The 26,031-nt window shown below is 67.3% G+C and carries 24 protein-coding genes and 1 pseudogene; 14 read left to right on the top strand and 11 right to left on the bottom strand.

The annotated features are described in order from the left end of the window. The 6 genes and pseudogenes from I8J34_RS22440 to hemF form a co-directional block, all read left to right on the top strand. Positions 1-203: pseudogene (locus I8J34_RS22440) on the top strand (hypothetical protein); the annotation flags it as partial. A gap of 693 nt (positions 204-896) precedes the next feature. After that, complete coding sequence (gene dusB, locus I8J34_RS22435; protein ID WP_214363872.1) at positions 897-1,919, top strand: tRNA dihydrouridine synthase DusB; 1,023 nt, start codon at positions 897-899, stop codon at positions 1,917-1,919. Then, the gene (locus I8J34_RS22430) at positions 1,916-2,152 is read left to right on the top strand and encodes a helix-turn-helix domain-containing protein (RefSeq protein ID WP_214363871.1); all 237 of its coding nucleotides are present in this window, start codon (positions 1,916-1,918) and stop codon (positions 2,150-2,152) included. Before dusB ends, I8J34_RS22430 begins: the two co-directional genes overlap by 4 nt. A gap of 28 nt (positions 2,153-2,180) precedes the next feature. Continuing rightward, the gene (gene purH / locus I8J34_RS22425; RefSeq protein WP_214363870.1) at positions 2,181-3,749 is read left to right on the top strand and encodes a bifunctional phosphoribosylaminoimidazolecarboxamide formyltransferase/IMP cyclohydrolase; all 1,569 of its coding nucleotides are present in this window, start codon (positions 2,181-2,183) and stop codon (positions 3,747-3,749) included. 51 nt (positions 3,750-3,800) lie between these two features. Further along, positions 3,801-5,069, top strand: coding sequence for a phosphoribosylamine--glycine ligase (gene purD / locus I8J34_RS22420; protein WP_214363869.1), 1,269 nt, complete (start codon positions 3,801-3,803; stop codon positions 5,067-5,069). After that, positions 5,066-5,965 carry an oxygen-dependent coproporphyrinogen oxidase gene (gene hemF / locus I8J34_RS22415; protein ID WP_214363868.1) on the top strand — a complete coding sequence of 300 codons (900 nt, stop codon included), beginning with the start codon at positions 5,066-5,068 and terminating at the stop codon, positions 5,963-5,965. Before purD ends, hemF begins: the two co-directional genes overlap by 4 nt. Before the next feature lie 59 nt (positions 5,966-6,024). On the opposite strand, the gene I8J34_RS22410 is transcribed toward hemF, so the two are convergent. Genes I8J34_RS22410 through hemC form a run of 4 tightly spaced genes read right to left on the bottom strand, consistent with a single transcriptional unit; the run spans position 6,025 to position 10,260 of the window. Further along, a complete protein-coding gene (locus tag I8J34_RS22410; protein WP_214363867.1) occupies positions 6,025-7,239 on the bottom strand; it encodes a heme biosynthesis HemY N-terminal domain-containing protein in 1,215 nt (404 codons plus the stop codon). Positions 7,240-7,245: 6 nt separating this feature from the next. Further along, entirely contained in the window at positions 7,246-8,496 is a 1,251-nt protein-coding gene (locus I8J34_RS22405; RefSeq protein ID WP_214363866.1) for a uroporphyrinogen-III C-methyltransferase, read from the bottom strand. 18 nt (positions 8,497-8,514) lie between these two features. Next, positions 8,515-9,306 carry a uroporphyrinogen-III synthase gene (locus tag I8J34_RS22400; protein WP_214363865.1) on the bottom strand — a complete coding sequence of 264 codons (792 nt, stop codon included), beginning with the start codon at positions 9,304-9,306 and terminating at the stop codon, positions 8,515-8,517. A 9-nt stretch (positions 9,307-9,315) separates the two neighbouring features. Further along, on the bottom strand, positions 9,316-10,260 hold the full coding sequence (gene hemC / locus I8J34_RS22395; protein ID WP_370661897.1) for a hydroxymethylbilane synthase: 945 nt from the start codon (positions 10,258-10,260) through the stop codon (positions 9,316-9,318). Positions 10,261-10,427: 167 nt separating this feature from the next. Between hemC and ppc the strand changes: the two genes are divergently transcribed. Beyond that, a complete protein-coding gene (gene ppc / locus I8J34_RS22390) occupies positions 10,428-13,175 on the top strand; it encodes a phosphoenolpyruvate carboxylase (protein ID WP_214363863.1) in 2,748 nt (915 codons plus the stop codon). A gap of 199 nt (positions 13,176-13,374) precedes the next feature. Next, the gene (locus I8J34_RS22385) at positions 13,375-13,770 is read left to right on the top strand and encodes a hypothetical protein (protein WP_214363862.1); all 396 of its coding nucleotides are present in this window, start codon (positions 13,375-13,377) and stop codon (positions 13,768-13,770) included. 40 nt (positions 13,771-13,810) lie between these two features. Here I8J34_RS22385 and I8J34_RS22380 read toward each other — a convergent pair whose 3' ends face one another. Both I8J34_RS22380 and I8J34_RS22375 read right to left on the bottom strand, forming a co-directional pair. After that, the gene (locus I8J34_RS22380; RefSeq protein WP_214363861.1) at positions 13,811-14,554 is read right to left on the bottom strand and encodes a LytR/AlgR family response regulator transcription factor; all 744 of its coding nucleotides are present in this window, start codon (positions 14,552-14,554) and stop codon (positions 13,811-13,813) included. Then, positions 14,551-15,591: a sensor histidine kinase gene (locus tag I8J34_RS22375; protein ID WP_214363860.1), complete on the bottom strand. Its 1,041-nt coding sequence runs from the start codon at positions 15,589-15,591 to the stop codon at positions 14,551-14,553. The genes I8J34_RS22380 and I8J34_RS22375 overlap by 4 nt, the downstream gene beginning before the upstream one ends. A gap of 95 nt (positions 15,592-15,686) precedes the next feature. On the opposite strand from I8J34_RS22375, the gene argH reads away from it, so the two are divergent. From argH to I8J34_RS22345, 6 genes are all read left to right on the top strand, one after another. Further along, positions 15,687-17,090 carry an argininosuccinate lyase gene (argH, locus tag I8J34_RS22370; RefSeq protein ID WP_214363859.1) on the top strand — a complete coding sequence of 468 codons (1,404 nt, stop codon included), beginning with the start codon at positions 15,687-15,689 and terminating at the stop codon, positions 17,088-17,090. Positions 17,091-17,104: 14 nt separating this feature from the next. After that, on the top strand, positions 17,105-18,385 hold the full coding sequence (locus tag I8J34_RS22365; RefSeq protein WP_214363858.1) for a serine/threonine-protein kinase: 1,281 nt from the start codon (positions 17,105-17,107) through the stop codon (positions 18,383-18,385). Between the two features lie 299 nt (positions 18,386-18,684). Further along, entirely contained in the window at positions 18,685-19,230 is a 546-nt protein-coding gene (locus I8J34_RS22360) for a hypothetical protein (protein ID WP_214363857.1), read from the top strand. Positions 19,231-19,275: 45 nt separating this feature from the next. After that, positions 19,276-19,569 (top strand): hypothetical protein, encoded by a 294-nt coding sequence (locus I8J34_RS22355; protein ID WP_214363856.1) that lies wholly within the window; start codon positions 19,276-19,278, stop codon positions 19,567-19,569. Continuing rightward, positions 19,547-20,458: an HprK-related kinase A gene (locus I8J34_RS22350; protein ID WP_214363855.1), complete on the top strand. Its 912-nt coding sequence runs from the start codon at positions 19,547-19,549 to the stop codon at positions 20,456-20,458. Before I8J34_RS22355 ends, I8J34_RS22350 begins: the two co-directional genes overlap by 23 nt. Next, entirely contained in the window at positions 20,448-21,572 is a 1,125-nt protein-coding gene (locus tag I8J34_RS22345) for a nucleotidyltransferase domain-containing protein (RefSeq protein ID WP_214363854.1), read from the top strand. The genes I8J34_RS22350 and I8J34_RS22345 overlap by 11 nt, the downstream gene beginning before the upstream one ends. 33 nt (positions 21,573-21,605) lie before the next feature. Here I8J34_RS22345 and grxD read toward each other — a convergent pair whose 3' ends face one another. From grxD to I8J34_RS25130, 5 genes are all read right to left on the bottom strand, one after another. Further along, positions 21,606-21,926: a Grx4 family monothiol glutaredoxin gene (gene grxD, locus I8J34_RS22340; RefSeq protein ID WP_214363853.1), complete on the bottom strand. Its 321-nt coding sequence runs from the start codon at positions 21,924-21,926 to the stop codon at positions 21,606-21,608. 40 nt (positions 21,927-21,966) lie between these two features. Continuing rightward, complete coding sequence (prmC, locus tag I8J34_RS22335; RefSeq protein ID WP_214363852.1) at positions 21,967-22,812, bottom strand: peptide chain release factor N(5)-glutamine methyltransferase; 846 nt, start codon at positions 22,810-22,812, stop codon at positions 21,967-21,969. Beyond that, on the bottom strand, positions 22,799-23,884 hold the full coding sequence (gene prfA / locus I8J34_RS22330) for a peptide chain release factor 1 (RefSeq protein ID WP_214363851.1): 1,086 nt from the start codon (positions 23,882-23,884) through the stop codon (positions 22,799-22,801). Before prfA ends, prmC begins: the two co-directional genes overlap by 14 nt. 40 nt (positions 23,885-23,924) lie before the next feature. Further along, positions 23,925-25,178, bottom strand: a complete 1,254-nt coding sequence (hemA, locus tag I8J34_RS22325) for a glutamyl-tRNA reductase (RefSeq protein WP_214363850.1) — start codon at positions 25,176-25,178, stop codon at positions 23,925-23,927. Between the two features lie 549 nt (positions 25,179-25,727). Then, a complete protein-coding gene (locus I8J34_RS25130; RefSeq protein WP_353525900.1) occupies positions 25,728-25,940 on the bottom strand; it encodes a DUF4411 family protein in 213 nt (70 codons plus the stop codon). Positions 25,941-26,031: the final 91 nt, after the last annotated feature.

The raw sequence follows: 26,031 nt of genomic DNA, 5'->3' as shown, positions 1-26,031 counted from the left end.
GCAACAGGGTATCCAGTGGCGGCCTGATCTATTGGCGCTCCATGCGCATTTACATCGGCTACCTGCTCACAGGCCAGAGCGTTGGTTTCGAACCGGTCGGCGACGGACTATGGGATGTCTACTTCGGTCCGCTCAGGATCGGTCACTTCGATGAGCGGCACACGATGGGGGAAAAAGACGACTACCTGACGCTCAGGGTGTAACCCATGTCTCCGAACAAAACTGTTACCCATGTGATTGACTCGTACCCGCCCCACTGTCGTGGCCCTGCGGGCTTCCCTCCCTCCGCAAGCACGGGGCGGGCAGCTTCGCAAACTCGCCCTTCGGGCTCAAACAGCGAAGCCGCTTTTTCCGCCCCGCACTTGCTGCGCTCGGCACGACAGAGGGGATGGGGAGCCCGCCGGCAACAACGGCGCAGATTTTGGTAGGGCGGGTTTTAACCCGCCAATGATCTGCGAACGACTACCGATGGCGGGTTGAAACCCGCCCTACGACGCACCCCTAGAGCGGGCAACGGCGAAGCCGAGCCCGCGCCCCCTTCCCCTTCTGTGCCGCCGAACGGAGACCGGGGACGGCGGGAATTGTCGTGTCGCTGTTTGAGCCCGCAGGGCGAGTTTGCGACACGACCCGCCGGCGCCGGGCGTAGAGAGGGCACCGGCGAAGCCGGCGGCACAGCGGGGCGCGTTTTCTTGCTTACTTCTTTGTCGCGTGACAAAGAAGTAAGTCGCCCGCCGGGGCGAGACCCGGCCAACGATCCTCCGCCGAAGGCACCAAAGAACCCGGCCCCGCGGTGCCGAAACCGCCCCGCCTCCCCGCCGACGGGCGTTACGTTATTTGGCTTCGCCGACACCCCCCCATCGGTTAGAATGGCGGCTTTTCCCGACCGCCTGCCTCCGATGGAATTCGCCGGTTTTTCCCTGCCGAACAACCTGTTCGTCGCGCCCATGGCGGGGGTGACGGACCGGCCTTTCCGTCAGTTGTGCAAGCGTCTGGGGGCCGGGCTGGCGGTGTCGGAGATGGTGTCGTCGAACACCCTGCTCTACGCCACCGACAAGACCCGGCGGCGCACCGACCATGCCGGCGAGACCGAGCCGATCTCGGTGCAGATCGCCGGCGCCGACCCGGTGCAGATGGCGCATGCGGCGCGTTTCAACGCGGCCAACGGCGCGCAGATCATCGACATCAACATGGGCTGTCCGGCCAAGAAGGTGTGCAACAAGGCCGCCGGTTCGGCGCTGATGCAGGACGAGCCGCTGGTGGCGCAGATCCTCTCGGCCGTGGTCGCCGCCGTGCCCGACATTCCGGTCACGCTCAAGATGCGCACCGGCTGGGATCGCGATCACCGCAACGCGCCGCGCCTGGCCCGCTTGGCCGAAGACTGCGGCATCCGCGCGCTGGCCATCCATGGCCGCACCCGCGCCGACAAGTACATGGGCAACGCCGAATACGACACCATCGCCACGGTCAAGGCCGCGGTGGGGATCCCGGTGATCGCCAACGGCGACATCGATTCGCCCGAGAAGGCCGCCGCCGTGCTGCGCCACACTGGTGCCGACGGCGTGATGATCGGTCGCGCGGCCCAAGGTCGGCCGTGGATCTTCCGCGAGATCTCGCACTACCTGGCCACCGGCCAGTTGCTGCCGCCTCCGCCGGTCGCCGAGATCCGCGACATTTGCCGCAGCCATCTGCACGACTTGTATGCATTCTATGGCGAGTGGTCGGGCGTGCGTATCGCGCGCAAGCACATCGGCTGGTACACCAAGGGGCTGGCCGGTGCGCAGGTGTTTCGCCAGACCATGAATACCGAAGACACGGTGGCCGGGCAGCTGGCCGCCGTCGATCAATTCTTTACACAGCTCAGTCATCAGGGTGTCACGGTGCACTATCAGGCATCCTGTTTCGAGGAACTGGCCGCATGAGCCAACAGAACGAAATCGCCTGCGCCGTCATGCGCACGCTCGACCAATATTTCAAGGACCTGGACGGCGAAGCCCCGGTCGCCCTGCACGACCTGGTCATCCGCAGCGCGGAGCGGCCGATGCTGGAGTTCGTCCTGCGCCAGACCGACGGCAACCAGACCGTCGCCGCCCAGCTGCTCGGCATCAATCGCAATACCTTGCGACGCAAGCTGACCGAATACGATCTTCTCTAAACCAATCGCCGCAAGGCGCTTTTCCACCATGCAAATTTCCACCGCCCTGATCAGCGTTTCCGACAAGACCGGCGTCGAAGCCTTCGCCCGCGAACTGCACCAGCTCGGCGTCAAGCTGCTGTCGACCGGCGGCACCGCCAAGCTGCTGCGCGATGCCGGCCTGCCGGTCACCGACGTGTCGGACCACACCGGCTTCCCCGAAATGCTCGATGGCCGGGTCAAGACGCTGCATCCGACGGTGCATGGCGGCATCCTCGCCCGCCGCGACCTGGCCGAGCACATGGACACCATCGCCGGCGCCGGCATTGAGCGCATCGACTTGGTGGTGGTCAATCTCTATCCCTTCGCCCAGACCATCGCCAAGCCCGGCTGCTCGCTCGAGGACGCCATCGAGAACATCGACATCGGCGGCCCGACCATGGTGCGCGCCGCGGCCAAGAACCACGGCAACGAGGCCGGCGGTGTCGGCGTGTTGACCGATGCCGAGGACTACGCGCCGGTGCTGGCCGAGATCAAGGCCAACGGCGCGCTGTCGGCCAAGACCCGCTTCGCCCTGGCGGTGAAGGCCTTCACCCACACCGCCCGCTACGACAGCGCGATCTCCAACTACCTCACCGCGCTGGCCGAGGACGGCAGCCGCATGGCCTACCCCGACCGCTTCCAGCTGGCCTTCGACAAGGTGCAGGACCTGCGCTACGGCGAAAACCCGCACCAGAGCGCGGCCTTCTACCGCGAGCCCAACGCCCCCGCCGGCGGTGTGGCCGGCTACACCCAGCTGCAGGGCAAGGAGTTGTCCTACAACAACATCGCCGATGCCGACGCGGCCTGGGAATGCGTCAAGGCCTTCGACACCACCGCCTGCGTCATCGTCAAGCATGCCAACCCCTGCGGCGTGGCCCTCGGCCTGTCGCCGCTCGAGGCCTACAAAAAAGCCTTCTCCACCGACCCCACGTCGGCCTTCGGCGGCATCATCGCCTTCAACGGCGTGGTCGACGCGGCCGCCGCCGAAGCGGTCAGCGCGCAGTTCCTCGAAGTGCTGATCGCCCCGGCCTACACCGACGAAGCCCTGGCCCTGCTGGCCGCCAAGAAGAACGTGCGCGTGCTCACCTGCCCGCTCGGCACCGGCGAAGGCGCGCTCGACTACAAGCGTGTCGGCGGCGGCCTGCTGGTACAGACGGCCGACGTGGCGCGCATCACCGAGGCCGACCTGAAGCTGGTCACCGCCCGCGCACCCACGCCCGAAGAGATGGGCGACCTGCTCTTCGCCTGGCGTGTGGCCAAGTACGTCAAGTCCAACGCCATCGTCTACTGCAAGGGCGGCATGACGGTCGGCGTCGGCGCCGGCCAGATGAGCCGGGTCGACTCCGCACGCATCGCCAAGATCAAGGCCGAGAACGCCGGCCTCGCCATCGCCGGCTGCGTGGTCGCCTCGGATGCCTTCTTCCCCTTTCGCGACGGCCTCGACGTGCTGGCCGAAGCGGGCGCCACGGCCGTCATCCAGCCTGGCGGCTCGATGCGTGACGATGAGGTGATCGCCGCCGCCAACGAGCATGGCATCGCCATGGTGCTGACCGGCTTCCGTCACTTCCGCCATTAATTCACCCAGCCGGCGCGCGCGTCGCGCCGGCGCTTTGTCACGGCAACACACATGAAAGTTCTTGTCATCGGATCGGGCGGGCGCGAACACGCACTGGCCTGGAAAATCGCCCAGTCGCCGCGCATCACCAAGGTGCTGGTCGCCCCGGGCAACCCCGGCACGGCGGACGAGCGCATGGTCGAGAACGTGGCCATCACCGCCATCGACGATCTGGTCGCCTTCGCCCGCGATGAAGACATCGGCCTGACCGTGGTCGGCCCCGAGGCGCCGCTGGCCGCCGGCGTGGTCGATGCCTTCCGCGCCGCCGGGCTGCCGATCTTCGGCCCCACCCGGCAGGCCGCGCAGCTCGAAGCGTCCAAGGACTTCTGCAAGCAGTTCCTGATCCGCCACAACATCCCCACGGCCAAGTACCAGACCTTCACCGACGCCGATGCCGCCCATGCCTACGTGAAGGCGCAGGGCGCGCCGATCGTCATCAAGGCCGACGGCCTGGCGGCCGGCAAGGGCGTGGTCGTCGCCATGACGCTCGACGAAGCGCATGCCGCCATCGACATGATGCTGCGCGACGCCGGCATGGGTCAGGCCGGCGCGCGGGTGGTGATCGAAGAATTCATGCATGGCGAAGAGGCCAGCTTCATCGTCATGGCCGACGGCCGCCATGCGCTGGCGCTGGCCACCAGCCAGGACCACAAGCGCCTCAAGGATGGCGACCAGGGCCCGAACACCGGCGGCATGGGCGCCTATTCGCCCGCACCGGTGGTGACTCCGCAGATCCACGCCAAGGTGATGCGCGAGATCATCCAGCCAACGCTGGCCGGCATGAGCGCCGAAGGCGCGCCCTACACCGGCTTCCTGTACGCCGGCCTGATGATCGACACCGAAGGCAACCCGCGGGTGGTCGAGTTCAACTGCCGCATGGGCGATCCGGAAACCCAGCCGATCCTGATGCGTCTCAAGTCCGACCTGGTCGATCTGCTCGACGCCGCGGTCAAGGGCAAGCTCGACACCGCCGAAGCGGAGTGGGACCGCCGCATCGCGCTCGGCGTGGTGCTGGCCGCCGAAGGCTATCCGGCCAACCCGCGCAAGGGCGACGTCATCAGCGGCCTGCCCGAAGAGAGCGAAGACGCCCATGTATTCCATGCCGGCACCGTGCTCGACGGCGATAAGCTGCTCACCAGCGGCGGGCGCGTGCTGTGCGTGACCACGCTGAGCGACAACGTGCGCACCGCCCAGGTGCGCGCCTACGACATCGCCGACCGCATCCAGTTCGCCGGCAAGCAGTACCGCCGCGACATCGGCCACCGCGCCGTCAAACGATGATCGACACCGCGGCCGTCAAGGCCTACCTCACCGGCCTGCAGGCGCACATCGTCGGGCGCCTCGAAGCGCTCGACGGCACACCTTTCCGCGAGGACCGCTGGACGCGCGAGCGCGGCGGTGGCGGCATCACCCGGGTACTCGAAGAGGGCCAGGTGTTCGAACGCGGCGGCGTCAATTTCTCGCATGTGATGGGCGACGGCCTGCCCGCCTCGGCCACCGCCAGCCGGCCCGAGCTGGCCGGGCGCAGCTTCGAGGCCATGGGCGTGTCGCTGGTGCTCCATCCGCGCAACCCCTACTGCCCGACGGCGCACATGAACGTACGCGCCTTCATCGCCAGCAAGCCCGGCGCCGAGCCGGTGTGGTGGTTCGGCGGCGGCATGGATCTGACGCCCTACTACCCCTTCGAAGACGATGTGCGCCATTTCCACGCCACCTGCAAGCACGCCCTCGCGCCCTTCGGCCCCGAGGTGCATGCCGAGTACAAGGCGTGGTGCGATCGCTACTTCCATCTCAAACACCGCAACGAGGCGCGCGGCGTCGGCGGCGTGTTCTTCGACGATCTCAACGCCGGCGGCTTCGAGCGCTGCTTCGCCCTCACCCGCGCGGTCGGCGACGCCTTCGTCGATGCCTATGTGCCCATCGTCGCGCGCCGCCGCGACATCCCCTACGGCGAGCGCGAGCGCGACTTCCAGGCCTATCGCCGCGGGCGCTATGTCGAGTTCAACCTGGTGTTCGACCGCGGCACGCTGTTCGGTCTGCAATCGGGCGGGCGCACCGAGTCGATCCTGATGTCCATGCCGCCGCGCGTGCAGTGGCGTTACGACTGGCATCCCGAGCCCGGCTCGCCCGAGGCCGAGCTCTACGAAGCCTTCCTGCCGCCGCGCGACTGGGTGTGAGCGGCACAAAAAAGAAGCGCGCCATCGGCGCGCTTCTTTTTCATCCCGGCTGAACCGGTCTATTCGGGGGCCGGCAGCTGTGCCAGCGTTGGCGCCCCAAGCGCGGCCCCGTTCAGCTGGGCGGCACGGCGAAAATGCGTCTGTGCCTCCTGCGGCCGCTCGAAGCGCTCGGACAGCTGCGCCAAGGCCAGATGGGCATCGACCGTCGGCGCCACCGACACCGAGGCTTCGAGATAACTCTGCGCCTTGCCCCACAGCTGGGCCGACAGGCACAGGCGTCCCAGCGCGTAAAGCAGGCCGCCGTCGTCCGGGTGCGCTTTGAGCCACTTCTCGGCGCGGTTCAGGCAGGCCACGGCATCGTCTTCACCACAATGGCCGTACAGCCGGGCCAGATCGCTTTCCCACTGCTCGTCGAGCAGGCGCTCGAGCATCTTGCGCACCGTGGCGCCCTGGCCATTGGCCACCAGCAACGGCACAGCCTTTTCGACGAGGCGGCGGTCCTGCTGCTCGTCGGCCGGAATCCCCTGCCAGTAGCGGGCGATCGCCTCCTGCTGCCCGTCGCGCTCGCGCAGGGCGGCCAGGTGGGCGCGGCGCAACAGCGGCGCGGCCTGCTCCTGGCTCAGCGCCCGGTGCTTGCGCAGCTGGCGCGCAATGCGGATCAGCTCTTCCCAGTTTTCCAGCGCATGCGCGGTCTTGAGTGCCAGGCGCAGGGTCGCCACCGGGCGGTTGTCGCTGCCCTTGAGGCTGCGGATGCGCTCGGCGGCTTCATCGAAACGGCGCCCTTCGACCGCCATCTCGGCCTCGGTCATGATCCGCGCGGCGCGCAGCCGCTCGTCCTGCGCGGCCTTGCCCAGCCACTCGCGGTAGCGGGTGTCGTCGCGCAGGGCATGCGCGGCGCGGGCGGCCATCAGGGCTGCCACGCCGTCATCGTCGGCCTGGTCGTAGGCTTTCTTGGCCTGCTTCAGGGCCTGCGAATAGCGCCCCTCCAGATGCAGGCGCAGCGCCTCGCGCAGGGCGACGGCGGATTTCTCCTTGCGCCGACGCCCGCGATAGGCCACCACCTGCCCCGGCAGGCGCACCGCACGGGTGATCACGCGCAGCACGAAGTAGGCGGCCAGGAAGGTGGCGAGCAGCGCCAGCACCAGCAGGTTCAGTGAAATCTGCACCCGGTAGGGCGACAGCACCAGCAGGGCATAGCCATCATTGGCACGGGCCAGGACAGCCACGCCGACGGCGGCGGCGAACAGGGCGATCAGCCAGAGCAATCCACGCATGGCGACTTACTCCCCGGCCTTGGCGGGCGCAGGCGTGGCGGCCGGCGCCGGCGCGGGTGTCGACGCAGGTGCCGGTGTCGATGCGGGCGCCGGCGCCTTCTTGCCGTCGACCGGGGCCATCTCGTCGCCGCCGACGCCGGGTTTGCCCTGCAGCGTCTTGAGCACCGCCAGTGTCTCGGTCAGGGCCGGCTGGGCCGGTGCGATCTGGGTGTCGGCCAGCGTCTTGAGCGAGGTCAGGGTTTCGGCCACGGCCTCGTCGCGCAGATCGAAGTACTTGCCCAGCCACTCGGCGGCTTGCTGCATGTCGGCCTGGAAGGTCCGCTGGTCGCGCCCGAGCAGGGCGAGGCGCGCGGTGAGCAGACGGATCTTGAGGTTTTCGCGCAGATAGGTGGATTGGGATGGCGACAAGAGCACCGGCTCGGCGGAGCTATCCAGCCGTTCGATCCGCACCAGGGTGCGCATCTCGGCCCACCAGTCGCTCAGCACCGCCTGCACGAAGCCGAGCGGATCGTCCATCAGCGTGCCGGTGGCGGTTTTCTCGGGCGCGTCGGTGGCCACGGCCTGACCGGTGAAGGCCAGCGGCAGACGGTCGACCGATTCGAGCAGGGCTTCGAGACGCAAGGTGATGCCGGGGAAGTCCACCCGCGGCGCGGCGCGCAGGCGTTCGATGTCCCGCTTGAGGCTGCGGCGCAGCGGCGCCAGGCGCGATTCGTTGAAGCCGGACAGGCGGGCATCGGCCGCCTGCAGAGCGATCAGCGCGGCCTCGACATTGCCGGCAAGCTGCAGCTGCTGGCCGGCAATGGTCACCGCCTGTTCGATTTCGGCCATGGTGCGCTCGTCGCGAGTACGCGAGAACTCCTGATACAACGCGTCGAGCGCCGCGGCCTGGCCTTCGGCCTCTTCGGCCTTGGCTTCGAGCAGACCGACCTTGCCCTGCAAGGCCGTCATGGTGTCGATCGCCTGGCGGGCGGCGGCACGCGCCTCACGGGCCACCTCGTCGCCCTCGCCCAGGCGCAGGGTCAGCTCGTCCTGCGTCTGCGCCAGCTGGCCGCGCATCATCCACCACTGCCAGCCGAGGCCGCCGATGGCCAGCAGGCACAGCACCAGCAACACCGGCACGAGCACGCCACCGCGCTTCTCGCCTGGCGCGGCCGTAGCCTCGGGCTGCACGGCCTCGGGAGTATCGACCGGCGCGCCGGTGTCGGGAGATGCCGCGTCCGGCTGGGCGCGGGTCAGGGCTGGAGTGTCTTCGCTCATATCGTCGTCTGGTGGTGATCAAGCGTGGCGGCAACCGCCGGAAAAGGTGTTCGCCAGGGCATCGACCATGCCGGCATCGCCCGGGGCGGTTTCCACCACCGTGGCAAAGCCTGCCGCCGTCGCCCGGGCACAGATGCGCGGGTGGGGGGCAAACACGGGAATGTGGGCCAGTCGGCTCATCTGTGCTCCCAACATATCCGTCAGGTTGGAGACGCCTTCGCTGCTGGTCAGTATCAGGGCATCCGTCCGGTCGGCCTCGGCCAGCAGCCGGTCGGCCCCTTCCGGGGGTACCCGTCGAGCGTAGCATGCCGCATAACTGACCGCGGCACCGCGTTGTGTGAGTGTATCACCCAGAAGATCGCGCCCGCCGTTGCCACGAAAAATGATGATGCGATGACCGGCGACGGCCTGGGCGGAGAATTCGGGCAATGCCAGCACGGCCTCGCTGTCGAAGCCCTGCGTCGGTGCGATCACCCGGTCGAAGCCGAGCGCCTGCAGGGCGCGCTCGCTGCCCTTGCCCACCGTGGCCACCGCCAGCGAGGCCGGCCAGCGGCGCCGTGCACGTACGGCGGCGAGGCCATGCTCGGCGGCATTCGGGCTGACGAAGAAGGCCAGATGGAACTGATCGAGTTCGGCGATCAAGGCCTCGAACTCGGCACTGACCGGGATCGCCTCGATGCACATCACCGGGATGCACACCGCCTCGCCGCCCGCCGCGGCAATCGCCTCGCACAGGCTGCCGGCTTGCGCCTGCGGCCGGGTGACGACGATGCGCCGTCCGGCCAGCGGCTGCGACGAGGCCTGCGTCATGCCGGCCATTCAGAGCGTGGCGAGGATCTCGGCGGCGCCGCCGGCACGCAACTCGTCGGCCAGCGCCTGGCCCAGTGCCTCGGCGTCGGCCAGCGGACCGCGGCGCTCGGCCCGCACGATCTCGCTGCCGTCGGGCCGGGCCACGAAGCCGCGCAGCCACAGGCCGCCATTGTCGACCTCGGCATAGGCGCCCAGCGGCACTTCGCAGCTGCCGGCCAGGGCGCGCGCCACGGCGCGCTCGGCGCGCACGCAGGCGGAGGTCTCGGCGTCGTTGAGCGGGGCCATCCAGGCGGCCACCTCGGGCCGGTCGGACAGCGCCTCGATGCCCAGCGCGCCCTGCCCGGCGGCGGGCAGCGAGACCTCCGAGGGCAGCACGCCGCGAATCCGCTCGCCCAGGCCGAGTCGGGTCAGGCCAGCGGCGGCGAGAATGATGGCGTCGTACTGGCCTTCGTCGAGCTTGCGCAGGCGGGTGTCGAGGTTGCCGCGCAGGCTGGTGACGGCCAGCATCGGGTAGTTGGCATGCAGCTGCGACTCGCGGCGCAGGCTGGAGGTGCCGACCACGGCGCCCGGCGGCATGTCGTCGAGGCTGTCATATTTGTTGGAGACGAAGGCGTCGAGCGGCACTTCGCGCTCGGAGATGGTGACCAGGGCGAACTCCTCGCCCATCTCCATCGGCACGTCTTTCATTGAATGCACGGCGATGTCGGCGCGGCGGTCGAGCAAGGCGGTTTCCAGTTCCTTGACGAACAGGCCCTTGCCGCCGACCTTGGCCAGCGGGCGGTCGAGAATCTGGTCGCCGCGGGTGGTCATGCCGAGCAGCACGACCTCGCATTCCGGATACAGGGCTTCGAGCCGCGCCTTGACATGCTCGGCCTGCCACAGGGCGAGGCGGCTTTCGCGGGTGGCAATGACGATACGCTCGGGGGCGGCGACGGCGGGCTGGGACGAACTCACGATGGGCGGCTCACTCGGACAGGGAAAAAGACATGGCTGGCGTTGGCGCATGGTGCATGGCAGCATGCGGGAAGCCCCCGATAGTGCCAGCGCCGGGGCGATTCTAGCATGAGCCCAAAAGCCACTTTTTTGCGGCAACTCAAGCCCGCCGCACGATGGACACGATCATGAATCAGGACAAAGACCTTCCCCTGCGCGAAGACATCCGGCAACTCGGCCGGCTGCTCGGCGACACGGTGCGCGAGCAGCGCGGCGAGGCCGCCTTTGCGCTGGTCGAACGCATCCGCCAGCTGTCGGTGCGCTTCCACCGGGATGACGACGAGGACGCCCGGCGCGAACTGGAAGCCACGCTGGACGCGCTGTCGCGCGAGGAGACCATCGACGTGGTGCGCGCCTTCAGCTATTTCTCGCACCTGGCCAACATCGCCGAGGACCAGCACCACATCCGCCGCACCCGCGCCCACCTGATCGGCGGCTCGGCACCGCGTGCCGGCAGCCTGGCGCATGCCATCGAGCGGGTCTTCGCCGACGGCGCCGGCGCGCAGGAGCTGGGCGATTTCTTCGCCGGCGCGCTGATCAGCCCGGTGCTCACCGCGCACCCGACCGAAGTGCAGCGCAAGAGCATCCTCAACTGCCAGACCGCCATCGCCCGCCTGCTCGACGCGCGCGACCGGATGACGCTGACCCCCGAAGAAGCGGAAGACTCCGACGCCGCCCTGCGCCGCGCCGTGCTCACCCTGTGGCAGACGCGCATGCTGCGCCCGGCCAAGCTGTCGGTGATCGACGAGGTGGCCAACGGCCTGTCCTACTTCGACAGCACCTTCCTGCGCGAGCTGCCGCGCCTCTATGCCAAGGTCGAAGACACCCTCGCCGGCCTGCACACGCCCTTCACCGACCACGACTGGCCGGCCTTCCTGCAGATCGGCAGCTGGATCGGCGGCGACCGCGACGGCAACCCCTTCGTCACCGCCGAGGTGCTCGAGCAGGCGCTGTCGATGCATGCCGCGGTGGCGTTGTCCTTCTACCTCGACGAGCTGCACACGCTCGGCTCGCAGCTGTCGCTGGCCGACGGACTGGTCAGCCCGTCCGAGGCCTTGCTCGCGCTCGCCGAGGCCAGCGTCGACCGCTCGCCCCACCGCGCCGACGAGCCCTATCGTCGTGCCATCGCCGGCATGTACGCGCGCTTGGCCGCCACCCACCAGGCACTGCTCGGCAAGCCGACCACCCCGGCGCCGGCCGGCAGCGCGCCGGCCTACCCGGACGCGGCGGCCTTCAGCACCGATCTCGACATCCTCCACGACTCGCTCACCGCCCACGGCTCCGCCCCGCTGACACGCGGCCGGCTGCGTCAGCTGCGCCGCGCGGTCAAGGTGTTCGGCTTCCACCTGGCGCCGATCGACCTGCGCCAGAACTCAGATGTGCACGAGCAAGTGGTGGCCGAGCTGCTCCAGGCGGCCGACCCGGCCATCGACTATCTGGCCCTCGACGAAGATGCCCGCATCGCGCTGCTGAGCGCCGAGATCGTCTCCACCCGGCCGCTGCGCTCGCCGCACATCACCTACAGCGAACTGGCCGAGGGCGAACTGGCGATCCTCACCGCCGCCCGTGCCGCGCACCGGCGCTACGGCACGGCAGCGCTGCCCAACTACATCATCTCCAAGACCGATGGCGTCTCCGATCTGCTCGAAGTGGCACTGCTGCTGAAGGAAGCCGGCCTGCTGCGCCCGCATGAACAGGCGCTGGACATCAACATCATCCCGCTGTTCGAGACCATCGACGACCTGCGCGCCAGCGGTGCCACCATGAACCGGCTGTTCGCCCTGGCGCCCTACATGCGCCTGCTCGACAGCCGCGGCCGCGCGCAGGAGGTGATGCTCGGCTACTCCGACAGCAACAAGGACGGCGGCTTCCTCACCTCGGGCTGGGAGCTGTACAAGGCCGAGGTCACGCTGGTCGAGGTGTTTCGCCGGCATGGCGTGCGCCTGCGTCTGTTCCATGGCCGCGGCGGTTCGGTCGGGCGCGGCGGCGGCCCCAGCTACGAAGCCATCCTGGCCCAGCCGGGCGGCGCCGTGCAGGGGCAGATCCGGCTCACCGAACAGGGCGAGGTCATCGGCGCCAAGTACGGCAATGCCGAGGTCGGGCGGCGCAACCTCGAAGTGCTGGTGGCCGCCACCTTGCAGGCCAGCCTGCAGGCCGACGCCGCGCCGGCGCCACGGCCGGACTACATGGATGCCATGCAGGCGCTGTCCGACCACGCCTTTGCCGCCTATCGCGGCCTGGTGTACGAGACACCGGGCTTCGAGCAGTACTTCTGGGAATCGACCGTCATCACCGAGATCGCGGCGCTGAACATCGGCTCGCGACCCGCCTCGCGCAAGAAGAGCACCGCCATCGAAGACCTGCGCGCGATCCCCTGGGTGTTCAGCTGGGCCCAGTGCCGGCTGATGCTGCCGGGTTGGTACGGCTTCGGCTCGGCGGTCAAGTCCTTCCTGGCCGAGCGCCCGGACGACGGACTGGCCCTGCTGCAGGCGATGGCACGCGAGTGGGCCTTCTTCTCGACCACGCTGTCCAACATGGACATGGTGCTGGCCAAGTCCGACACCGCCATCGCCAGCCGCTATGCCGCGCTGGTGTCCGACCCGGCGCTACGCGAGGCGATCTTCCCGCGCATCTGCGCCGAGCATACCGCCACCGTCGAGGCATTGCTGCTGATCACCGGCCAGGCGGCCCTGCTCGACGGCAACCCGCTGCTGGCGCGCTCGATCCGCAACCGCTTCCCCTACCTCGACCCGCTCAACCATGTGCAGGTCGAGCTGCTGCGCCGCCATCGCGCCGGCGCCGAGGACGAGCGCATCCGCCGCGGCATCCACATTGCCATCAACGGTATTGCGGCGGGCCTGCGCAACAGCGGCTGATCGGCGTCCGGCCCGTGCCTTGCAGTTCATGACTCACCGACAGGCGCAAAGACAGTGCCTGTCGGCCTCTCGCTCGCCCCATGCGCTGGCGCTCACCTTTTGATACAAAATCCCATTGGGCTTTTTTGGCGCCGCACCAGCAGACCCCTGGCGCAACAGCCATACTGGAATGAGACAGAACCCTGAGTGAGCGAGGCCTATGTCCATCGAATGGTTTGCCGCCCTGCTGGCGGTGCTGGCACTGGCCGCGTGGTATGTCATGCGCGGCCGCCCCTCCGACGAAGAAGACGAGGACGACAGCGCCTCGCATCCCTACCATGGTGTCGCCATCAATCCCGGCGAGGGCGCCTGTCGCACCGCCCAGACGCTGAAGGGGCTGCGCTTCCTGTCGGACGAGGCGCCGTTGTTGCCGCTGGCCAGCTGCGATGCGTCACGCTGCCGTTGCACCTTCACGCATTTCAAGGATCGGCGCCGCGGCGACCGGCGCAACCCCTACCGGCCGGAAACGCTTCAGCATATTTCGAAGGGGCTGGAGGATCGCCGCACCCGCCGCGGCCGGCGCACCACCGACGGCATGCATCTGGCCGACATCTGAGCGCCTGAGCGTCTTTCGTTCAGGCGCGGAGGCCGGCCGCTCAGATATCGAGGGTTGCCTTCACCTGCGGCCATTGGCGGCGGCTGATCGGCAAATGCTCGTCCAGCCCGGCCAGCACCACCAGCCAGCGCCCCTCGCCTTCGCCGGCCTCGCGCTCGATGCCGGCAATCGCCTGCCGGGCCACCAGACAATTGCGGTGGATGCGCAGAAAACGCCCGGGGTAGGTCTCTTCGAGGTGCACCAGGGATTCGTCCAGCAGGTATTCGCGCTCGGCCGTGCGTGCCGTCACGTATTTCTGTTCGGCGCGCAGGTAGAGGACCCGGTTGATGTCCACCAGCAGGATGCGCCCGCGCTCGGTCACGCTCAGCGGCTTGTCCGCCTCCGTCCGCGTCTCGGCGCCCTGGCACAGCTTGCGCGCCTTCTCGAGCGCCTCGACCAAGCGCGAGGCCTTCACCGGCTTGAGCAGGTAGTCGGCCACGGCCAGATCGAAGGCCTGCACCGCGTACTGGTCATAGGCCGTGGTGAAGATCACCACCGGCGGATCGGCCCGTCCGTTCAGATGCTTGGCCAGCGACACGCCGTCCATGCCGGGCATGCGAATGTCGGCCAGCACCACATCCACCGCCTCGGCGTCGATCAGGCGCAAGGCCTCGTCGCCGTTGGCGGCAAAGCCGACCACCCGGTTGGGCTGCTCGCGCCGAACGTCGCCCAGCACATCCCGCAGGCGGGCACGGGCCGGTGCTTCGTCGTCGACGATCAGGACTCGGAGTTCGGCTTGCGTCATGGTTTCAGCCTCCGGTAAGGCAGCCGGATCCGCACACTGTAGCGGCCCCCGCTGCGGTCGATTCGCATGTCTGCCTCAAGATCGAAAAACAGGGACAGACGCTCACGGATATTGGCCTGGGCGATGTGATTTCCCTTCTGCGCCCGCGGCGTATCCACGATCGGATTGCTGACCTCGATCAGCACCTCGTTGCTCCGCCGCGCCACTCGCACTGCGATGTCGCCGGGTTGCGCGGAGGGCTCGATACCGTGATAGACGGCGTTTTCGAGCAAAGGTTGAAGCAACAGCGGCGGCACCAGGGCCTGCGCCGGCTTGCAACTCAGGTCCCACACCACCACCAGCCGCTCGCCCAGCCGCAGACGCTCCAGGTCCAGATAGCGCTCGCACAGGGCGATTTCGCTGTCGAGTGGCACCAGCTCCTTGTGCTCCTTCATCAGCACCCGGAACATGTCCGCCAGCTCTTCGAGCGCCTGCTCGGCCCGCCGCGGATCTTCGCGGATCACACCCAGCACGGCATTCATGCTGTTGAACAGAAAATGCGGCCGGATCCGTGCGGTAAGTGCATGCAAGCGAGCCTCGGTCAGCGCAGGCGAATACAGACGCCCCCGGTAGTCAAAGTAGCCCATCGCGGCCACCGTTGCCAAAACGCTCCAGCCCAGCCAGCGCCACAGCGCCACGCCCGAGGGGGCGCCAAGCGGCGGATGGGCGAACAGACTGACCAGCAGGCCGAGCAGGCCGACCGCCAGCCAGAAGCGCCCCGGCGACAGGCGCGCCAGCACCGGCTGCCCCAGGTAGAGCAGCAAAATGACGACGAACAGGGGCAGCTCCAGCCATCCCGCCCAGGCCACCATGGCCGGCACGATGTCGTCGGCGGTGCGGCTGTGCACCACCACGGTAAGGATCGCCAGCAGGTTGACCAGCAGGATGATGCGCAGCATCACGCCCATGTTGCGAAAGTCCGGCAAGACGCCGGCGATCGCGAGCGCCTTGGGCTTTTGACTTATACTTTGCGTCTTTCCGGGGGACACCACGGCCATGCGCTCTCGTTCGAGAAAGTGGCTGTCGGGGGGCGCCGCATAGCGGCAGCGCTGCGTCCCGCCAAACCAATTTTCATAAAAGTACCGTGGGCATTATGGCAGATCAGCAATCCAATCGGGATGACGCCGTCAAGGCGTGGTCCGGCCGCTTTTCCGAACCGGTCTCGGCACTGGTGATGCGCTACACCGCATCGGTCTTCTTCGATCAGCGCATGGCGGCGCAAGACATCCGCGGCTCGCTGGCCCACGCCAGGATGCTGGCCCGCCAGGGCATCATCGGCGATGACGATCTGGCCGACATCGAACGCGGCCTGGGCCAGATCCGCGAAGAGATCGAACGCGGCGAGTTCGCCTGGTCGCTGCAGGACGAAGACGTCCATCTCAACATCGAAAAACGCCTCACCGCCCTGATCGGCGATGCCGGCAAGCGCCTGCACACCGGCCGCAGCCGCAACGACCAGGTGGCCACCGACATCCGCCTGTGGCTGCGTGACGCGATCGACCAGATCCTTGCCCTGTTGGTCGACTACCAGCGCGCCCTGCTCGACCTGGCCGACACCCACGCCGCCACGCCGCTGCCCGGCTTCACCCATCTGCAGGTGGCGCAGCCGGTCACCTTCGGCCATCACCTGATGGCCTATTACGAGATGAGCCGCCGCGACGCCGAGCGCTTCGCCGATTGCCGCAAGCGGGTCAACCGCCTGCCGCTGGGCGCCGCCGCGCTGGCCGGCACCTCTTACCCGATCGACCGCGAGTTCGTCGCCCGCGAGCTGGACTTCGACGGCGTGTGCGAAAACTCGCTCGACGCCGTCTCCGATCGCGACTTCGGCATCGAGTTCTGCGCCGCCGCGGCGCTGACCATGACCCACCTGTCGCGCTTCTCCGAAGAGCTGATCCTGTGGATGAGCCCACGCGTCGGCTTTATCGATCTGGCCGACCGCTTCTGCACCGGCAGCTCGATCATGCCGCAGAAGAAGAACCCCGATGTGCCCGAGCTGGTGCGCGGCAAGACCGGCCGCGTCAATGGCAGCCTGATCAGCCTGCTCACCCTCATGAAAGGCCAGCCGCTGGCCTACAACAAGGACAACCAGGAAGACAAGGAGCCGTTGTTCGACACCGCCGACACGGTGATCGACACGCTGCGCATCTACGCCGACATGATCAGCGGCATCCGCGTCAAGGCCGATGCCATGCGCGACGCGCTCAACCAGGGCTTCGCCACCGCCACCGACCTGGCCGACTATCTGGTCAAGAAGGGCCTGCCCTTCCGCGATGCGCACGAAGTCGTCGCCCGCGCCGTGCGCGCCGCCGAAGAGCGCGGCTGCGACCTGCCGGACCTGCCGCTGGGCGACCTGCGCGCCTTCTCCGAACTGATCGACGAAGACGTGTACCAGGTGCTCACCGTCGAAGGCGCGCTCGACAGCCGCAACCACATCGGCGGCACCGCACCGGCCCAGGTGCGCGCCGCCATCGCCCGCGCCCGCGCCGCGCTGGGCTGACGCCCCCCGCCGACATGGACCGCATTGGCAAGTACGAGATCCGGCGACTGCTCGGAGAAGGTGCCACCAGTGCGGTCTATCTGGCCTACGACCCCTTCGCCCAGCGCGAGGTGGCGATCAAGCAGATCTATCCGGAAGTGCTCAAGGACCCCGAGCGGGGCCGCCTCTACCGTCACCTGCTGATCAACGAGGCCTCGCTCGCCGGCCGGCTGTCCCACCCGCACATCGCCCACATCTTCGACGCCACTGTCGAAGAGGATCACGGCTATGTGGTGATGGAGTATGTGCCCGGCGGCACGCTCGAGCCCTTCTGCCGGCCCGACCGCCTGCTGCCCTTCGACCGCGTCATCGAGATCGTCTTCAAGGCAACTCGCGCGCTCGACTACGCCTATCACCAGGGCATCACCCACCGCGACATCAAGCCGGCCAACATCCTGCTCGATCACCCCGACGGCCAGGACATCAAGCTGTCCGACTTCGGTGCCGCGCTGTTCAACACCGCCGACACCACGCAGATCTCCGGCGTTGGCTCACCGGCCTACATGTCGCCCCAGCAGGTGCGCGAGATGCCGCTCACCCACCAGACCGACATCTACTCGCTCGGCGTGGTGATGTACCAACTGCTCACCGGCCGTCTGCCCTTTGAGGCTTCGAACAACTACAGCCTGCTCTACCGCATCGCCCACGAAACACCGCCCTCGCCGATGACCCTGCGCCCGGAGGTCCCGGCTGAGCTCGACGCCATCGTGCAGCGCGCCATGCAAAAGGAACTCGACGACCGCTACCAAAGCTGGATCGAGTTCTCCCACGACCTGGCCCACGCCTTTCGCAACATCGGCCTGGGCCATCGCAAACGGGCGGTCTCCGACACCCAGAAGTTCCAGACCCTGCGCCGCCTGCCCTTCTTCCGCGAATTCTCCGACGTCGAAATCTGGGAAGTCGTGCGCTTCTCCGAATGGCGCTTTGCCGAACCGGGCACCACGCTGCTCAAGGAAGGCGAGCCGGGCGATCATTTCTGCTTCCTGGCCAACGGCGAGGCACGGGTCAAGAAACACAAGCGCCTGCTGCACCTGCTCACCCCGGGCGACTGTTTCGGCGAGATGGCGGTGTTTGCTCCCGGCAGTGGGCTGCGCACCGCCTCGGTCGAGGCCAGCACCGAAGTCGAGGTCATCACCATCCACGCCCGCGCCCTTCAGCGGGCCTCGGATACCTGCCGGATGCATTTCTACAAGGCCTTCCTCGAAGTCCTCGCCGGCCGCCTGTCGATGACCAGCGCCCGAGTCGCCAGCATCTGACGGGCCGCCGAGGCACGCCGCCGGTCCGCTCGAAATCGGCCGGGCGCAGCCGCCCCCCCTGTCGTCACCCCGCGAGGATAGGTGTCGGTCGAATTGACACTTCGCCGTTCCTCCGCGCAAGACCGAAAATTTTATTCTTGTTTTTCAATACCATAGGCAGCGGCGCAAACAAGGCATCATTGTTGCTTATCCCAAGGGGACCGCTGCATGACCCATGGCATTTTTCACGATACCGCCGCAGACGCTGGCCTATACTTGAACCAGCGCTTTTCTGCCCCGACCGCGCCAGAGAAAAAATTATGAGCCAAGACCACCAGACTCCTTCCACGCCGACGTCCGAAAGCCGACGCCGCCTCGTACAGGGCGGGCTGTCGGGGGCGCCGCTCCTGCTGCTGCTCAAGAGCACCCCGGCCCTCGCCACCTACAGCTGCAAACAGCCGTCGGGCTTCTCCGTATCCGGCAACCTCAGCCAGCCGGGCAGTCAGACCTGCCACCAGTACTACAAAAAGCCCTCTGACTGGTATTACACGTGCCAAAGCTCATCGGCCCCGAGTTGGAAGAACTACAAGGTCAAAGACGTCTTGGGATCCTGCGGCTACAACAGCGCACACAACGACAAGAAGCTGAAAGACGCCCTGGCCGACGGCGATGAGTTTCTGCGCTATTGCGTGGCCGCTTGGGCCAACGCCGCCGGAGGATCGGGTTATCCGGTCAACACCGCCACCGTTTGCGACATGTGGAAAAAAGGGGCGATGGGCTCGTATCAAGCGGTGACCTATCCCGTGGTCAACTGGGGCAAGACCGACGTGGTCGCTTACTTCAAATACACCATGGGTGAGAGCTGATCCTTGCCCGGCAGGGAGTCAACATCGGCCGATGAGTCGCGATATGTGCCGCGACCCATCGGCCTGATTCATTGGAAAGAGGTCGCCGAAGGCTGGGTCGGATACGCCGAGCGCACCGGCAGCACCTTCGTCATCGACCCGCTCAGCCGATTCGCCCTCGACGCCATCCAGGCTGCCCCCCAGGGATTGACACCGACGGAGATCGCGGCGCAATTGGCGGATGTGTCAGACGCCACGGTCGAGCCGGATCTCCCAGAACGCATAGCACTCGCGGTCGGTATACTGGTCAGCGCCCAGCTGATCGAGATATCCACCGTTGAACCTCTCCCACCTCAGTAACGCAGACCTCGCGCATCGACTCAAGCGCTCGGGCGTCCGTTTGCGGACAGGGCCCTTCGTCTTCTCGATTCGCAGCCCGCTGCCGGAGATCCGGGCCGGCCTGCAACTGCTGCATGCCCAAACCCCCCTGGCCGACGACGACGAGTTCGTCGACTACCACATCGCCATCAATGCCGGCCGGCATGTGCGGCGCTGGCTCCGTCCGCAAGCCTGTTTCGAAGTCGATGGGGTCGAACCCTTCAAGCCGCTGCCGCGCGCCCAGGCGCTGGCCATGCTCGAATGGGGCATGAACTGGTGCATCACGGCCTACGGCCATCACCAGCTGGTGATCCATGCCGCGGCCGTCGCGCACGGCGATCGCGCCGCCATCCTCCCGGCACCACCCGGCTCAGGCAAAAGCACCCTCTGCGCCGCCCTGGTCAATCGGGGCTGGCGGCTGCTGTCGGACGAGCTGACCCTGGTGAGCCTGGAAACAGGAGAGATCCAGGCGCTGGCGCGGCCGGTCAATCTCAAGAACGCATCCATCCAGATCATGCGCGATTTCGCCCCCCAGGCGGTCTTCGGTCCGACCATCCAGGACACCAGCAAGGGGGCTGTCGCGCTCATGCAGGCGCCGGCATCGAGCGTCGCACAGGCCGGCACCCCGGCGCGTCCGACCTGGATCGTGCTACCCAAGTACGCCCCCGGCACCGAGGCGGCCCTGACCCCCATGGCCCAGGGCGAAGCCTTTCTGTCCTTGGCCGACAATGCCATGAACTATCACATCCTCGGCGAACAGGGCTTCCATGCCATCGGCCGCCTGATCGACGATTGCCCAAGCTATCGCTTCACCTACAGCCATCTCGACGATGCGATTGCCACCTTCGACGCCCTTGCCGATGCGCGCTGAATCCGCTTCGCTGCTGGCCGACACCCTGACGGCACCGGAACCGCGACTCCCTCGCTCGGCCACGGGCTGGGATCTGCTCATCCGCCATGCCCGCCATGCCAATCTGCTGGCGCGCCTGCACCACCGGATCGCCGAGCTCGGAGCGCTGTCGTCCGTGCCGGAAGCACCACGACGCCATCTCATCGCCGCCCATCATCTGGCCCACCGGCAGCATCAGGCGGTGCGCCACGAAACGGACGAACTGCGCCGTGCGCTGCAGCCGGAAGGCATCGACGTCATCCTGCTCAAGGGCGCGGCCTACGTCGTGGCCGGGCTGCCCGCGGCGGCCGGTCGCGTCTTCTCCGACATCGACATCCTGGTGCCGAAGCCGCAACTTCCCCAGGCAGAATCGGCGCTGATGCGCCATGGCTGGATGAGCGCCAAGCTGACCGACTACGATCAGCGCTACTACCGCCGCTGGATGCACGAGCTACCGCCCATGCAGCACATGTTCCGCGGCAGCGCGCTGGATGTGCACCACACCATCCTGCCCCCCACGGCACGCTATCACCCCGATCCGACGTCGCTGGTCAGCGACAGCATTGCCGTGCCCAACTGGCCCGGCGTCCGCGTGCTGTCGCCCTGCGACATGATCCTGCATTCGGCGACCCACCTGTTTCACGAAGGCGAGGCCGACAACGCGCTTCGCGACCTCTCGGATCTCGACCTGCTGCTGCGCCATTTCTCCCGGGAAGCCGGCGATGGCTTCTGGCAGCAGCTGGTGGCACGGGCGGCGCACCAGCATCTGGGGTATCCGCTTTGGCTTGCGCTGCGCTACACCGGCAAGGTGTTCGGCACCCCGATGCCGTCGCAGCTCATGCCCTCGCTCCCGGCCGTCGCCCCGGGCGGCGCCCGCCTGGCGATGCTGGACGCAATCTATTCGCGCATCCTGCGCCCCCAGCACCCGACATGCGCCGACGCCTTCAGCGCGCTGGCCTGCAAGGCGCTGTACATCCGCGGGCACTGGCTGCGCATGCCCCCGCATCTGCTGGCCCTGCATCTTGCCCGTAAAGCCATCACCCCCGAAGAAAAACCGAGCACCGATCAGGCCGACGAAAACGAACGGGCCGCATGACGCGGCCCGTTGATCTGCCCGGTGACGGGAGGTTCAGCTTTGCTGAACATCCTTCAGCATCTCCTGCAACTCACCGTTTTCGTACATCTCGCGCAGGATGTCGCAACCGCCGACGAACTCGCCCTTGATGTAGAGCTGCGGGATGGTCGGCCAGTTGGCGTATTCCTTGATGCCCTGGCGGATTTCCTCGTCGGCCAGCACATTCACCGAAGCGTAGTTCTGCAGACCACAGAGCTTGAGGATCTGCGCCACGGTCGCGGAGAAGCCGCACTGCGGAAACTGCGGCGTGCCCTTCATGTACAGCACGACGGGGTTGGAAGTGACTTGCTCGTGGATGCGGTCTTGAACGCTCATGGTGACAGCTCGAATAGTTGAGTTAATAAGTCGGGAAATTCTAGGCTTCGTCCACCGCAGCGTCAAGCCAGCCTCCGGTGATCCGCTCGATGCCCGCCAGATCCGTCCAGCTGCGCACGCGCGCAAGTCCGCCGAGCGCCAGAATCTGGCGTACCGCGGCGCCCTGATCGTAGCCATGCTCGACCAGCAGACAGCCGCCTGAAGCCAGGCGCGGCGCGGCATCGGCGGCGATGCGCCGGATGTCGTCCAGCCCGTCGGCCCCGGCGGCCAGCGCCCCCGGCGGCTCGAAGCGCACATCCCCCTCGCCCAGGTGCGGATCGCCCTCGGCGACATAGGGCGGGTTGGACACGATCAGATCGAAACGGCGTGCGGCGGGCAAGGCCGAGAACCAGTCGCTTTCGAGGACGTCGACCCGTGCGCCCAGCTGCCGGGCATTGGCCGCCGCCACGGCCAGCGCCGCGGCCGAGCGGTCGACCGCCACCACCGCCGCCTCGGGCCACAGCAACGCCAGCGTAACGGCCAGCGCACCGCTGCCGGTGCCCAGGTCGAGCACATGGCTCGGGGCCGTCGGGAAGGCCTCGCGCGCAATGTCGATGATGCCTTCGGTTTCCGGCCGCGGGATCAGCACCGCCGGGCTCACGGCGAACGGTCGGCCATAGAATTCGCGCGTGCCGATCAGGTAGGCCACCGGCTCGCCAGCCGCGCGCCGTGTCACCCACTGGGCAAAGCGGGCCTGCTGTTCCGCGGTCAAGACGGTCTCGGGATGCGCCACCAGAAAACTCGACGGCCGACCGATGGCCTCGGCCATCAGGATGCGGGCGTCGGTGCGCTCGATGCGGCCGCGGCAGGCGGCCAGCGCCGCGCCGACGGTCTCAGCGCTCGTCATCGGCCAGGGCAGCGAGCTGGTCGGCCTGATGCTCGGCGGTCAGCGCATCGATGATCTCGTCCAGCGCGCCAGCCAGCACCGCATCGAGCTTGTATAGCGTGAGGTTGATGCGGTGCTCGGTGACCCGCCCCTGCGGGAAGTTGTAGGTGCGGATGCGCTCGGAGCGGTCGCCACTGCCGACCAGGCTCTTGCGCGTCGCCGCCTCCGAGGCCTGCCGCTCGCGCTGCTGCACGTCGCGGATGCGCGCCGCCAGCACCGACATGGCCTGCGCCTTGTTGCGGTGCTGCGAACGATCGTCCTGGCATTCGACCACGATGCCGGTGGGCAGATGAGTAATGCGCACCGCCGAATCGGTCTTGTTGATGTGCTGCCCGCCGGCGCCGCTGGCGCGGTAGGTGTCGATGCGCAGATCGGCCGGGTTGAGCGCCACCTCTTCGAGCTCGTCGGCCTCCGGCAACACCGCCACGGTGCACGCCGAGGTGTGGATGCGCCCCTGGGTTTCGGTGACCGGCACACGCTGCACGCGATGGCCGCCGGACTCGAACTTGAGCCGGGCATAGGCGCCGTCACCGACGATGCGCACCACCGCCTCCTTGACGCCGCCGAGCTCCGACTCGGACAAGGACACCGTCTCCACCTTCCAGCGCCGGGATTCGGCATAGCGCAGATACATACGCAGCAACTCGCCGGCGAACAGCGCCGCTTCGTCGCCACCGGTGCCGGCGCGCACTTCGAGGAAGAGGTTGCGCCGATCGTCCGGGTCCTTGGGCAGCAAGGCGGTCTGCAGGGTCTTTTCGAGCGTGGCCAGGCGGGCATCGCAAGCCTCGATCTCCTCGCGCGCCAGCGCCGCCATCTCCGGATCGGCCAAGAGCTCGCGCGCGGCCTTGGCGTCGCGCTCGGCCTGGCAATAGTCGGCATAGGCCTGCACCGCCGGCTCCAGCTCGGCCCGCTCCTGCCCAAGCCGGCGCAAGGTGGCGCCGTCGGGCGGTGCCGTGCCGTCCGACATCTGCCGGTCCACCTCGTCGAGGCGGTCGGCAAGCTGATCGAGTTTTTCGCGAATGGATGCTTTCATGAATGCCCGGTGTGCCGCTGCCGGCCCACCCAAAATGCCGCTAGCCGTCGTGGCGGTCGAGATGGAACAGGGTGCTGACCACCCGCCCCGCTTCGAGCAGCGCCTCGCCTTCGGCCTGATGGAGATACCGCGAGGGGCCGTGGATCAACTTGTTGGTGATGCCCAGACTCAGCGCCTCGAGCACCTTCTGCGGATCCTCGCCCTTGGCCAGACGCTTGGCGGCGCGGGCCAGTTCCTGCTGGCGCAGGCGCTCGGCCTCTTCGCGCAGCGCGCGGATCACCGGCACCGCCTCGCGCCCTTCGAGCCACTGGAAGAAGCCGCGCACCCGCTCCTCGATGATCGATTCGGCCTCCACCACCGCCGACTGCCGCGTCTCCTTGCCCGAAGCCACGAGTTGGGCCAGATCATCCACGGTGTACAGAAACACGTCGTCGAGATCGCCGATCTCGCGCTCGATGTCGCGCGGCACCGCCAGATCGACCATCACCATGGGCCGGTGGCGACGCGCCTTGAGCGCCCGTTCGACCATGCCCAAGCCGATGATCGGCAAGGGCGCGGCCGTACAGGACACCACCACGTCATACTGCGGCAACACCTCGCCGATCAGATCGAGACGCAGCGTGTCGCCGCCGAAGCGGTCGGCCAGCCCACGCGCGCGCTCCTCGGTGCGATTGGCGATGGTCAGGCGGCGCGGCCGGGTACCGGAAAAATGCGCCGCGCACAGCTCGATCATCTCGCCGGCGCCGATGAACAGGATGCGCTGGTCGGCCATGCGTTCGAAAATACGCTCGGCCAGATGCACCGACGCGGCTGCCATAGACACCACATTGGCGCCAATCGCGGTGCTGGAGCGCACCTCCTTGGCCACCGAAAAGGTGCGCTGGAACAACTGATGCAGCGTGGTGCCGAGCGTGCCCGCCTCTTCGGCCTGGCGTACCGCATCCTTCACCTGCCCCAGGATCTGCGGCTCGCCCAGCACCATCGAATCGAGCCCGCTGGCCACGCGAAACACATGGCGCACGGCATCCTTGGCCGGGTAGGTATACAAATAGGGCGCCATGTCGGACAGCGCCAGATTGTGATAGCGCGCCAACCAGTCGGCCGCGAACTCCGGCTCTTCGGTGGCGTAATACAGTTCGGTACGGTTACAGGTCGACAGGATCGCCGCCTCCTGCACCCGCGCCGAGGTCAGATCCTTGAGCGCCTCCAGCAAGCGCTCAGGCTGAAACGACACGCGCTCTCGAATGGCAAGCGGTGCCGTGTGGTGATTCAAGCCAAGCGCGAAAAGAGGCATGCAGCGGTTGATCTGGGGGCGAACAGAGCGCGAATTATATCACCCGGCCCCACCGCCAAAGCTTGAGCATTATCAGCCCACGGCGCCGGCACGCGGACGGCCTGAGATCATCCCAGGACGTGGTGTAAGAAGCGCAAGCCGAGGAGGTCAGCCAGTCATTGGCTCCGGTTTGGCGGGAGCGCGTGTCAGGCTGCGTCGGCACGCTGCATGTGACACGGAACAAGACCGGGAAGAAGCTCGCCATCGAAATCACCGGGGAACTCGCCCAGGTCGTCGAGCGGATCACATCACGCCCGGCGAAGGCCACGAGTCAATGGCCGATCAAGGACGAGAACGGCCAGCCCCCACCTACTGGATGCTGCGAAACTGATTCGACAAGGCCAGAGCTGCGGCCGGCGTGTCATTCCAGTTCAGGGATATCCGGGCGAAGACAGCAACTGACCGGCGACCTTGGAAGGGCTCGGGGGCTGCTGGGGCACAAGAATCGGGTGTGACGGAGCACTACACGCGGGACGGGGTCGGGGCCGCTCCGGCAAGCAAATGGTACGCCTAAGTTGGCAAGACGAACCGGGCTTCAAGTGTCTCAAGTAACTCGAACGTATCGATCCATTTCACACCAAAAACTCTACACACGTTTGGGATCAGAAACTTCTTGCGAATGGCGAGGTTCAACTTCTCGTGTGTTACAACGGTCGCGCCTGTCGCCTTGGCTTTGGCAACAAGCCAGAGCCTGTCAGAAATTTTGTGTTTGAGGCATACCATGTGAGCAAGGAGCATGTATGCCAAGAAAGACCAGCAAGAAGAGCACTGCGGCGGCGCTGCCGTCCATCCCGAAAGAGCTGATCGATGGATT

Origin of the sequence: Denitromonas iodatirespirans (assembly GCF_018524365.1) — a bacterium.
GTDB classification, from domain to species: domain Bacteria; phylum Pseudomonadota; class Gammaproteobacteria; order Burkholderiales; family Rhodocyclaceae; genus Nitrogeniibacter; species Nitrogeniibacter iodatirespirans.
Note: the sequence above shows the minus strand (reverse complement) of the source record. Positions and strands in the feature narration are given on the sequence as shown.